Consider the following 11,647-nt stretch of genomic DNA (forward strand, 5'->3'; position numbering starts at 1 on the left):
GCTCGTTGCCGCGAAAGCGCGCGGGGGGCAATGGCCGATGACGCCCCTCAGGCGAAGGCGTGGCCGGCGAGCGTCACCATGCGGCCCGGCCGGACGGGGACGGTCACGCTCCGCCCCTGCGCGACCAGCACGCGCTGGCCCGCGATTCGGGGACGCAATGTCACCCGCTCCAGCCGGCCGGCCCGCCAGGCGAGATCGACCTCGCACGCCCCCCGCGCGCGCAGGCCGGTGACATGGCCGCTGGGCCAGGCGCGCGGCAGCGCGGGGAGCAGGTCGATCGTGTCGCCCCGGCTCTGCATCAGCATCTCCACGATCGCCGCCGTGCCGCCGAAGTTGCCGTCGATCTGGAAGGGCGGATGCGCGTCGAACATGTTGGGATAGGTCCGCTCCGCCCCGAGCAGGAAGCGCAGGATGTCGTGCGCATGATCCCCCTCGCGCAGCCGCGCCCACAGGTTGATCCGCCACGCGGTCGCCCAGCCGGTGGCGCGGTCGCCGCGAATCTCCAGGCTGCGCCGCGCCGCCGCCGCCAGTTCGGGCGTGGCCGCGGGCGTGATCTGGTGCGACGGATGCAGGCCGTAGAGATGCGAGACGTGGCGGTGGTTCCGTTCCGGCGCGTCCGCGTCCCAGTCGGCCTGCCATTCCTGCAACTGCCCCTGCCGCCCGACCTTGTACGGCGCGAGGCGCGCGCGGGCGGCGCGCATTTCCGCGACCAGCCCGGCATCGCGGTCGAGCAGCGTCGCCGCCGCCGCCGTCTGGTCGAACAGGTCGCGCAGGATCGCCATGTCCATGGCCGGCCCGGCGCAGAGCGCGCCGCCATGGCCATGCTCGTTCTCCGGGCTGAGCGAGGGATTGGTGACCAGCGCGCCGGTGCGCGGATCGGTCTGGAGCGTGTCGAGGAAGAAGCGCGCCGATCCCGCCATCAGCGGATAGACCGATGCCAGGAAGGCCCGGTCGCGGGTATAGTCATAATGCTCCCATAAATGGGTGCAGAGCCACGCGCCGCCGGTCGGCCACATGCCCCAGGGCGCGCCATCGATCGGCGCGGTCGCGCGCCAGATGTCGGTATTGTGATGCGCCACCCAGCCGCGCGCGGCGTACATGGTCCGCGCCGTGCGTTCGCCGGTGATCGCCAGTTCGCGGACCAGGCGCACCAGCGGCTCGACGCATTCGGCCAGGTTGGTCGGCTGCGCGGGCCAATAGTTCATCTCGGTATTGATGTTGATCGTGTATTTCGACTCCCAGGGCGGGGTCAGGCTGTCGTTCCACAGGCCTTGCAGCGTCGCCGCCTGCCCGCCGGGCTGCGAACAGGCGATCAGCAGGTAACGGCCATAATGGAAATAGAGCGCGGCCAGCGCCGGATCGTCCGCCGTCTGCGAGGCTCGGATGCGTTCGTCGGTCGGCAGCGAGGCGGCGGCGGAGCGACCGAGATCGATCGACACGCGGCGGAACAGGCGACGATGCGCGGCGCCGGCATCGGCGGCGATCCGGGCGAAGGAGCGGCCGCGCGCCGCGGCGATGGCGGCGGCGGTCGCGGCCAGCGGATCGCCCGACACATCGTCGAAGCGGCGGAAGCTGGTGCCCATCGCGACCAGCAGCGTCACCGCATCGGCATCGCGGATCGACACGCGGCCATCGGGCGCGATGCGGACCTGACCACCCTCGTTCACCGCCAGCAGCCGCGCGGCGAAGGTCAGCGCGCCGGCCACGCCCTGCGACGCGCCGTTGCGGCCGGTCAGCAGCAGCCCGGCCGCGCCATCCGCCCGGGTCGTCGCGCCCGCCTGCGGCGAGGCGAGCCCGACATCGACCGACAGCGTCCCATGCGGCGCGGTCAGTCGTACCGCGATCACCCGGTCGCCGGGCACGGCGATCACCTGGCGGAGATGCTCGCCTGCCCTGGTGTGAAACCGCGTCGTCGCCATCGCGGCATCGAGATCGAGGTCGCGCCGATAGGCGGACGCCGCGCCCAGATCGGGGAAGTCGAGCGTCAGGTCGCCCAGTGCCTGATAGGGCATCTGCTTGGGCGGCGTGCCGAGCAGCGACCGGTCGACCAGCGCCTGCGCCTCCTCGATCCGGCCTTCGAACACCAGCTTGCGGACCTGGGGCAAGGCCCCGAGCGCGGCCGGGTTGACCGGATCATAGGGTCCGCCGGCCCAGAGCGTACCCTCGTTCAGTTGCAGCCGTTCCCGCGCCGTGCCGCCGAACACCATCGCGCCCAGCACGCCGTTGCCGACCGGCAGCGCCTCGGTCCAGGCCTTGGCCGGCTGGCGATACCAGAGCATCGGCGCATCGGGGGCCGGCGCGGCGGCCATCGCCTCGCCCCCGATCGTGGCGGCAAGGCCGGTCGCGGCGGCCAGGCCGATGGTTTCGCGGCGGGTCGGTTGCATCGCTCTCCCTTTCCGGGGGCAAGCTGCGCCAACCCGTTTGTTTGTCTGACCTTTCTATGACCGGGAGGCGGGGAGGTCGAGCGTTTGCGCTGCACCGCTGCCCTTCAGCAGCGCCATGCGCAGACATTGGCAGACGATCTCGTCGCGCTGGTTGAGCATCCGATGCTCGAAGGTCACGATCCCCGCCCCCGGTCGCGAGCGACTGGGCTTGAGCGCGACCACCTCGGTCTCGGCGCGCAGCGTGTCGCCCAGGAACACCGGCTTGGGCATGACCAGCTTGTCATAGCCCAGATTGGCGATCAGCGTGCCCAGCGTCGTGTCGCCGACCGACAGGCCGATCATCAGCGAAAAGGTGAAGGTGCCATTGACCAGGATCTGCCCGAACTCGCTGGCCCGCGCCGCCTCCGCATCGATGTGCAATGGCTGTGGATTGTGGGTCATGGTCGAGAAGAGGAGGTTGTCCGTCTCGGTCACGGTGCGGCGGATGTCGTGGGCCAGCCGATCGCCGACCGCCCAGCCGTCATAGGGCCGCCCCGCCATCAGGCCGCCTCCCCGGCGCGGGCGATGCGGGCGAGCAGCAGCCCCTCGGTCACCTGACCGCCCTCCTCGGCCCGAAGTTCCGCGACCTCGCCGTCGAACGGCGCGACCAGACTATGTTCCATCTTCATCGCCTCCACGGTCAGCAGCTTCTGGCCCTTGGTCACCCGCTCGCCGGCCGCGACCGCGACCGCGATGATCCGGCCGGGCATCGGCGACAGGATCGCACCATCCGCCGCCTCGCCGCCAGCGCCACCAACCGCACGCCACGGCTGGAGCCGCCAGACCTGGCCCTGTTCGGCGATCAGCCCGTCGCCCCATGGGCGATGATCCGGGGTGGGGCTGAGCGGCACCGTCACGGCCGCGCCGTCGAGCAGGAACCGCCCCTCGCGCCGGGGCGCGGCGTTGAGCCGGAAGCCGGCGAGCGGCCCCGGCGCGGCGAGCGCGGTCGCCGCCGTCCGGAGCCTCGCCCCCGAGGGTTCGGCGGCGGGGATCAGCGTCTCGCCCGCGCGCGCGATCAGCCCGGTATCCAGCTCCGCCGCGACGAAGGCGGGATGGTTCAGCGCCTTGAGCAGGAAGCCGGCATTGGTCTTGAGCGGCCAGATCGCCGCGCCGTCCAGCGCTGCGGCCAGCCGCTGCCGCGCGGCATCGCGGTCCGGGCCCCAGGCGATCAGCTTGGCGATCATCGGGTCGTAATGGGGCGAGATGGTCGCGCCCCGCTCCACGCCCGTGTCGGTGCGCCAGGAATCGCCCAGGTCGAACCGGTCGAGCCGCCCGATCGACGGCAGGAAGCCGCGCGCCGGGTCCTCGGCATAGAGCCGCGCTTCCATCGCCCAGCCGGTGATCGACAAGGCGTCCTGCGTGCAGGGCAGCGGCTCGCCCGAGGCGATGCGCAACTGCCATTCGACCAGATCCTGCCCGGTGATCGCCTCCGTCACCGGATGCTCGACCTGAAGCCTGGTGTTCATCTCCATGAACCAGATGCGATCGGCCCGTAAGCCCTGGGAGGCGTCGGCGATGAACTCGATCGTGCCCGCGCCGACATAATCGACCGCGCGGGCCGCGCGCACCGCCGCGTCGCAGATCGCGGCACGGGTCGCATCGTCCATGCCGGGCGCCGGCGCTTCCTCGATCACCTTCTGGTGGCGGCGTTGCAGCGAACAGTCGCGCTCGAACAGATGGACGACCTGGCCGTGCCGGTCGCCGAACACCTGCACCTCGATATGGCGCGGGTTCGTCACCCATTTCTCCAGCAGCACCTGGTCGTTGCCGAAGCTGGACGCCGCCTCGCGCCGGCACGAGGCCAGCGCCTCGGCGAAGTCGGCGGGCGCATCGACCTTGCGCATCCCCTTGCCGCCGCCGCCGGCCACCGCCTTGATCAGGACGGGGTAGCCGATCGCCTCGGCCTCCGCCGCCAGCCGGTCCGGCGACTGGTCCTCGCCGAGATAGCCGGGCGTGGTCGGCACGCCCGCCGCCTGCATCAGCGCCTTGGCCGCGTCCTTCAGGCCCATGGCGGTGATCGACTGGGGATCGGGTCCGACCCAGGTCAGGCCGGCATCGATGACGGCCTGCGCGAATGCGGCATTCTCGGACAGGAAGCCGTAGCCGGGGTGGATCGCCTCCACACCGGTCGCCAGCGCGGCGGCGATGATCCGGTCGCCGCACAGATAGGATTCGCGCACCGGCGCCGCGCCGATAGCGACGGCGGCATCGGCCTGTCGGACATGCAGCGCATCGGCATCGGCATCCGAATGGACGGCGACGGTGCGGATGCCCATCGCCCGCGCGGTGCGGATGATGCGGCAGGCGATCTCGCCGCGATTGGCGATCAGGAGACTCTTCATCATCGGGTCAGGACTCCAGCATGAGCGTGATCGCGCCGTCCGGTCGCTCGGCGATGGCATCGAAGATCACGGTCAGGATGCGGTCGAACCGCGCGCCCACGGCGCGACGCGCGGCGGCCGCATGGGTCAGGTGTATGGCGATCGGCGGCGCGACGACGGCCACCAGCAGGTCGAACAGCGCGTCCAGGCTGCCGCCATACCAGTCCACGCCCGATGCGGCGCGGATGCGCGCGTGGAAATCGGCCTCGTCGATAACGGTCGCACCGTCGATGGTCAGGTCCATCGCCGTCACATCCGGAACAGGCCGAAGCGCGCGGCCTCGGCCACGGGCGCGTTGAGCGCGGCGGCGAAGGCCAGGCCCAGCACGTCGCGGGTCTGCGCCGGATCGATCACGCCATCGTCCCACAACCGGGCGGTGGCGTAATAGGGATTGCCCTCCTCCTCATATTTGGCGCGGACCGGGGCCTTGAACGCCTCGGCCTGCTCCGGCGTCCAGCTGGCGGCGTCGCGGTGCACGGTGGCGAGCACGCTGGCCGCCTGTTCGCCGCCCATCACGCTGATCCGCGTATTGGGCCAGCTGAACAGGAAGCGCGGCTGATAGGCCCGCCCGCACATGCCGTAATTGCCGGCGCCGAAGCTGCCGCCGATCAGCACCGTGACCTTGGGCACCTGCGCGGTGGCGACCGCCGTAACCAGCTTCGCGCCGTTCTTGGCGATCCCCTCCGCCTCATATTTGCCGCCGACCATGAAGCCGGAGATATTCTGGAGGAACAGCAGCGGAATCCGCCGCTGGCAGGCGAGTTCGATGAAATGCGCCCCCTTCAGCGCGCTCTCGCTGAACAGCACGCCGTTATTCGCCAGGATCGCGACCGGCATTCCCCAGATATGGGCGAAGCCGCAGACCAGGGTGGTGCCGTACAGCGCCTTGAACTCGTGAAAGGCCGATCCGTCGACGATCCGGGCGATCACCTCGCGCACGTCATAGGGCGCGCGCACGTCCTGCGGCACGATGCCATAAAGCTCGGCCGGATCGTATCGGGGCGGTTCGGGCTCCTGCCGGGCCAGCGCCGCCTCGGTCTGCGGCGGCAGCGTCGCGACGATGTCGCGCACGATCGACAGGGCGTGATCGTCATCCTCCGCGACATGATCGACCACGCCCGAGCGCCGGCCGTGCAGGCCGCCGCCGCCCAGATCCTCTGCGCTGATCACCTCGCCGGTCGCCGCCTGCACCAGCGGCGGCCCGGCCAGGAAGATCGTGCCCTGGTTGCGCACGATCACCGTCTCGTCGGACATGGCTGGCACATAGGCGCCACCCGCCGTGCAGCTTCCCATCACGCAGGCGATCTGCGGAATGCCCAGCGCGCTCATATTGGCCTGGTTGTAGAAGATGCGCCCGAAATGCTCGCGATCGGGGAACACCTCCGCCTGGTTGGGCAGGTTCGCGCCGCCGCTGTCGACCAGATAGAGGCAGGGCAGCCGGTTCTCCTGCGCGATCTCCTGCGCGCGCAGGTGCTTCTTGACGGTCAGCGGATAATAGGTGCCGCCCTTCACCGTCGCGTCGTTGCAGGCGATCATCACCTGCTTACCCGACACGCGGCCGACGCCCGCGATCATCCCCGCGCCCGGCACCGCATCGTCATACAGGCCGTTCGCCGCCAGCTGCCCGATCTCCAGGAACGGACTGCCCGGATCGAGCAGCCGCTCCACCCGGTCGCGGGGCAGCAGCTTGCCGCGCGCGACATGCTTGGCGCGCGCCGCCTCCGGCCCGCCCGCCGCCGCGGTCGCGACCCTTGCGCGCAACGCCTCGACCAGCGCGCGGTTGTGCGCGGCATTGGCGCGGAAGCCGGCGTCCTGCGGCGAGAGCTTGCTGTCCAGCACCGGCCCGCTCATGCGCCGATCAGCTCCCGGCCGATCAGCATCCGGCGGATTTCGTTGGTGCCCGCGCCGATATCGAGCAGCTTGGCGTCCCGCATGAACCGCTCGACCGGCCAGTCGCGCGTATAGCCCGCGCCGCCCAGCGCCTGCACCGCCTCCAGCGCCACGCGCACGGCATTCTCCGAGGCCAGCAGGATCGCGCCCGCCGCATCGAACCGCGTCGTCCGCCCCGCATCGCACGCCTTCGCCACCGCATAGACATAGGCGCGTGCCGAATTCAGCGCGACATACATGTCCGCCACCTTGGCCTGGATCAGCTGGAACGCGCCGATCGGCTTGCCGAACTGCTGCCGCTCGCGGACATAGGGCACCACCACGTCGAGGCACGCCTGCATGATGCCGAGCTGGATGCCGGCCAGCACCGTGCGCTCATAATCGAGCCCCGACATCAGCACGCCGACGCCGCCGTTCAGCGGCCCCATCACATTCTCTTCCGGCACTTCGCAGTCCTGGAACACCAGCTCGGCGGTCGGCGAACCGCGCATCCCGACCTTGTCGATCTTCTGCCCGATCGCAAAGCCGGCGAAATCCTTCTCGATCACGAAGGTGGTGATGCCCTTCGATCCCTCCCCGGTCTTCGCATAGACGACCAGCGTATCGGCATAGGGCGCGTTGGTGATCCAGAACTTGGTGCCGTTCAGGATGTAGCGGTCGCCCTTCTTCTCGGCGCGCAGCTTCATCGACACCACGTCGGAGCCCGCGCCCGCCTCCGACATCGCCAGGCTGCCGACATGCTCGCCGGAGATCAGCTTGGGCAGGTAGCGCGCCTTCTGCTCGGGGCTGGCCCAGCGGCGGATCTGGTTGACGCACAGATTGGAATGCGCGCCATAGCTGAGGCCGATCGAGGCGGAGGCGCGCGCCACCTCCTCCTGCGCGATGACATGTTCCAGATAACCCAGGCCCAGGCCGCCATCCTCCTCGCCCACGGTGATGCCGTGCAGGCCCAGCGCGCCCATCTCCGGCCACAGCTCGCGCGGAAACCAGTCCTTGGCATCGATCTCGGCGGCGAGCGGCGCGATCCGCTCGGCGGCGAACCGCACGGTGCTGTCGCGGATCATGTCGGCGGTCTCGCCGAGCGCGAAATCGAACTGGGTCATGGCTCTCTCCTATTGCGCCGCTTGTACCCCGCCCCGCGCGCCCGCGAAAATTGAAAGTCGCAGGCCGAGTGCATTGATCCTATCTATGCACGATGCTCGACCGCTATCTGCTCCGCTATGTCATCGCCGTGGTCGAGCAGGGCAATTTTTCCCGCGCCGCGGCGGCCTGCAACGTGTCGCAGCCGACCCTGTCGATCGGCATCGCCAAGCTGGAGCGCGAGCTGGGCCAGCCGCTGTTCGTCCGCTCCAACCAGCGGGTCGAACTGACCGAGGCGGGCACCCGCTTCCTGGTCCATGCCCGGCGGATCGAGCGCGAGTTCAACGCTGCGATCCAGGCCGTCGGCACCCCCGGCGAGCGCCCGTCCTTCCGGCTCGGCATACTGGCCAGCGTCGCCAGCGACCGGATCGCCACCGCCATCGCGGCCACCCGACCGGGCGAGACGCATCGCTTCGAACTGGTGTTCGGCACCGAACGCGAACTCGCCGGCCATCTGGCCAAGGGGCGGATCGACGTGGCGCTGACCTTGGTGGGACGGGGCGGCACCCGCTTCCTCGAACGCGCGATCGCGACCGAGGATTATGCGCTTGCCCTGCCCGCCGATCACCGGCTGGCGGGGGAAACCACGATCGCCGCCGAACGGCTGGCCGGCGAGACGATGATCGTGCGCCGCCATTGCGAGGCGCTGGCCGATACGAGCCGCCACTTCACCGAGCGCGGGGTACGACCGGCCTTCGCGCTCCGCTCGACCAACGACGAAAGGGTGTTGCAGATGGTCGCGGCGGGCCTGGGCATCACCGTCCTGCCGCGCGGCCATCGCCTCGGCGGCGTGGTGCGGCCGTCGCTCACCGGCTTCGGCCTGACACGCACCCTGGGCTGGGCGGCCGCCCCCGCGGCCGAGCCGATCCTCGCCGGCCCGCCCGCGATCATGACCGGCATCGAAGCGGCCCTGACGACCGACGCGTCACGCTGACGCAGGCGCCGGTGGCGTGGGCATCAGCGTTCGTGCCACCGCGTCGCGCCACCCTGCCACCAGCGGCGCCCGTTCGGCCGGCGTCATCGTCGGCGCGAATGCCTGGTCGCAGGACCATAGGCGTTGCAGCGCGTCCAAACCCGACCAGATGCCCGTCGCCAGTCCCGCATGGAAGGCCGCGCCCCGCGCGGTGGTTTCCAGGTCGGCGGGCCGCTCCACCGGCAGCCCGGTCATGTTGGTCAGGAACCGGCACAGCCAGTCGTTCGCCGCCATCCCCCCATCGATCCGCAAGGCGGCCGGCGGTGCGCCGACATCGGCCGCCATCGCCTCGACCAGGTCCATCGTCTGATAGGCCACCGACTCCAGCGCCGCACGGGCCAGATGCGCGGCCTGGGCGTCGAAGGTCAGGCCGTGGATCGCGGCCCGCGCCTCGGGCTGCCAATAGGGCGCGCCGAGGCCGACGAACGCCGGCACCATATAGACGCCGTGATTGTCGGGGACGCGCGTCGCCAGATCGTCGGTCTGGCTGGCATGGGTGATGACGCCCAGGCCGTCGCGCAGCCACTTCACCGCCGCCCCGGCCGCGAAGATCGATCCCTCCAGTGCATAGGCGATCTTGCCGTCCAGCCGATAGGCCGGCGTGGTCAGCAGCCGGTGCCGCGACGGCACCGCGCGGTCGCCGGTATGGAGCAGCAGGAAACAGCCGGTGCCATAGGTCGACTTGGCCATGCCGGCGGCGAAACAGGCCTGGCCGAACAATGCCGCCTGCTGGTCGCCGGCGATCCCCGCGATCGGGATCGGCGCGCCGAACAGGTCGGCGCTCGTATGGCCGAACACATGCGCATTGTCCTCGACGTGCGGCAGCATCGCCATGGGAATCTGGAGCAGCCGGCACAGTTCCGCATCCCAGCACTGGCGATGGATGTCGAACAGCATCGTCCGGCTGGCATTGGTGACGTCGGTCGCATGGACCCGCCCGCCGGTCAGCCGCCACAGCAGGAAGCTGTCGATCGTCCCGAACGCCAGCTCCCCCCGCTCGGCCCGCGCCCGCGCGCCCGCGACATGATCCAGCAGCCAGGCGATCTTGGTCGCGGAAAAATAGGGATCGATCAGCAGGCCGGTGCGCGCGCCGACAAGATCACCCGCCCCCTCCGCCGTCAGCGCGCGGCAGCGATCGGCCCCGCGCCGATCCTGCCAGACGATCGCCGGATACAGGGGAATGCCGGTCGCGCGGTCCCAGACCAGCACCGTCTCGCGCTGGTTGGTGATGCCGATCGCATCGGGCAGGATGCCGCTCTCGGCCATGGTCCGACGCACCGTCGCCAGAACGTCGCGCCAGATCGTCTCGGGATCATGTTCGACCCAGCCGGGGGCGGGATAGCGTTGCGGCAGTTCGACCTGCGCCATGGCGACGCGCCGGGCCTGGTCGTCGAACAGGATGCTCCGCGTCGACGTGGTGCCCTGATCGATCACCAAGATATGCGCCGTCACCGTCCGTCTCCCTAGCGGCAGGACATTGCGGTGCGGTCAGACGTCGTGCCGGTCAATAGCGCGCATCAGGTCCGCCTGCGCCGGCGCGCGACGCGACACGGTTCTCCGATGAAGAGCCGGCCAGCCCGGCACGTTCGCCCGCGTGAGTCGTTTCCCCGGACACGCCACCAGCAGGAATTGCCATGACCGATGATCCGCGCACCAGCCATCCGACCCGTTTCCCCGACGAGCCGCAACAGCCACGCCCCGGCCTGACGACCGCGATGCGGACCAAGCCCGATCATGGCGAGGACAGCTATGTCGGCAAGGGACTGCTCGACCAAAGGGTCGCACTGATCACCGGCGGGGATTCCGGCATCGGGCGGGCGGTGGCGATCGCCTATGCCCGTGAGGGCGCGGACGTCGCGATATCCTACCTCGCCGACGAACAGGCCGATGCCGAGGAGACCCGCGCCTGGGTCGAGAAGGCGGGCCGGCGCTGCCTGTTGTTGCCGGGGGACATTCGGGACCGGGATCACTGCGCGCATCTGGTCGAACGCACGGTGGCCGAACTGGGCGGCCTGGATATCCTGGTCAACAATGCCGCCGCTCAGACCATGAACCAGGGGCTGGAGAGCATCGACGACGACGAGATGCAGGGCGCCTTCGCCGCCAATGTCTTCGCCATGATCCGCCTCGCCAAGGCGGCCGCGCCGCATATGAAGCCCGGCTCGGCGATCATTAACACGACCAGCGAACAGGCCAAGGTCGCCGCCAAGTCGATGATCGTCTATGCGGCGACCAAGGGCGCGATATCGAGCCTGACGGTGGGCCTGTCCAACCTTTTGGCGGGCGACGGCATTCGCGTGAACGCGGTGGCGCCCGGCCCGATCTGGACGCCCATCCAACCGATCGCCAAATCGCCGCAGGAACTGGAGACGCTCGGTCAGGACACGCCGATCGGGCGGGCCGGGCAGCCGGGCGAGCTGGCGCCGACCTATGTACTGCTCGCATCGTCGGAGGGAAGCTACATGTCCGGCAACGTCATCGCGGTGACGGGCGGCGTGCCCATCTCCTGATGGGCGTGCGACCTCGATCGCGGTCGTAACGGCCGCGATCGAGGTCGGCGACGCACTGTCCCGACGCCGATCTGCCGAGACGGTGATCGCAGCGGCCGGTCGGTCATCCGGTAGCCATCGCTACTGCGTGGCCATGCCCCGGAGGTGGGTAAGCGTGGTCGGAAGGCCGCCTTGCGGTAGCGCCGGTAGCGGGGATGCTTTCCGCCTTTGATGAGGGCGCGGGCGGTGCGGGAAATTATTGGTTCTACGACCAGTCATACGAGTACTCGTATGACTGGTCGGATGGAGGTGGTCGGTCGGGTATCGGGCCGGCGCCGGTGGTCGGATGCG

General features: G+C 70.0%; 9 protein-coding genes. 2 read left to right on the forward strand and 7 right to left on the reverse strand.

All coding sequences use genetic code 11. The features are described 5' to 3' along the window. Positions 1 to 47: 47 nt before the first annotated feature. The 6 genes from BRX43_RS14960 to BRX43_RS14985 are packed head-to-tail and all read right to left on the reverse strand — an operon-like array spanning position 48 to position 7,797. Positions 48 to 2,384: a glycoside hydrolase family 95 protein gene (locus BRX43_RS14960; RefSeq protein ID WP_125995894.1), complete on the reverse strand. Its 2,337-nt coding sequence runs from the start codon at positions 2,382 to 2,384 to the stop codon at positions 48 to 50. A gap of 54 nt (positions 2,385 to 2,438) precedes the next feature. Then, positions 2,439 to 2,924 (reverse strand): MaoC family dehydratase, encoded by a 486-nt coding sequence (locus tag BRX43_RS14965; RefSeq protein ID WP_125995895.1) that lies wholly within the window; start codon positions 2,922 to 2,924, stop codon positions 2,439 to 2,441. After that, complete coding sequence (locus BRX43_RS14970) at positions 2,924 to 4,768, reverse strand: biotin carboxylase N-terminal domain-containing protein (RefSeq protein WP_125995896.1); 1,845 nt, start codon at positions 4,766 to 4,768, stop codon at positions 2,924 to 2,926. The genes BRX43_RS14965 and BRX43_RS14970 overlap by 1 nt, the downstream gene beginning before the upstream one ends. Positions 4,769 to 4,772: 4 nt before the next feature. Then, a complete protein-coding gene (locus tag BRX43_RS14975; protein WP_125995897.1) occupies positions 4,773 to 5,048 on the reverse strand; it encodes a barstar family protein in 276 nt (91 codons plus the stop codon). A gap of 5 nt (positions 5,049 to 5,053) precedes the next feature. Then, positions 5,054 to 6,655, reverse strand: coding sequence for a carboxyl transferase domain-containing protein (locus tag BRX43_RS14980; protein WP_125995898.1), 1,602 nt, complete (start codon positions 6,653 to 6,655; stop codon positions 5,054 to 5,056). After that, complete coding sequence (locus BRX43_RS14985; protein ID WP_125995899.1) at positions 6,652 to 7,797, reverse strand: acyl-CoA dehydrogenase family protein; 1,146 nt, start codon at positions 7,795 to 7,797, stop codon at positions 6,652 to 6,654. The genes BRX43_RS14980 and BRX43_RS14985 overlap by 4 nt, the downstream gene beginning before the upstream one ends. Positions 7,798 to 7,889: 92 nt before the next feature. Between BRX43_RS14985 and BRX43_RS14990 the strand changes: the two genes are divergently transcribed. Further along, positions 7,890 to 8,768, forward strand: coding sequence for a LysR family transcriptional regulator (locus tag BRX43_RS14990; protein WP_125995900.1), 879 nt, complete (start codon positions 7,890 to 7,892; stop codon positions 8,766 to 8,768). On the opposite strand, the gene glpK is transcribed toward BRX43_RS14990, so the two are convergent. Next, positions 8,760 to 10,259, reverse strand: coding sequence for a glycerol kinase GlpK (gene glpK, locus BRX43_RS14995; protein WP_125995901.1), 1,500 nt, complete (start codon positions 10,257 to 10,259; stop codon positions 8,760 to 8,762). The genes BRX43_RS14990 and glpK overlap by 9 nt on opposite strands. A gap of 182 nt (positions 10,260 to 10,441) precedes the next feature. On the opposite strand from glpK, the gene BRX43_RS15000 reads away from it, so the two are divergent. Continuing rightward, positions 10,442 to 11,317, forward strand: a complete 876-nt coding sequence (locus tag BRX43_RS15000) for an SDR family oxidoreductase (protein WP_125995902.1) — start codon at positions 10,442 to 10,444, stop codon at positions 11,315 to 11,317. Positions 11,318 to 11,647: the final 330 nt, after the last annotated feature.

Origin of the sequence: Sphingomonas sp. S-NIH.Pt15_0812 (assembly GCF_003951315.1) — a bacterium.
In the GTDB taxonomy this organism is placed as follows: domain Bacteria; phylum Pseudomonadota; class Alphaproteobacteria; order Sphingomonadales; family Sphingomonadaceae; genus Sphingomonas.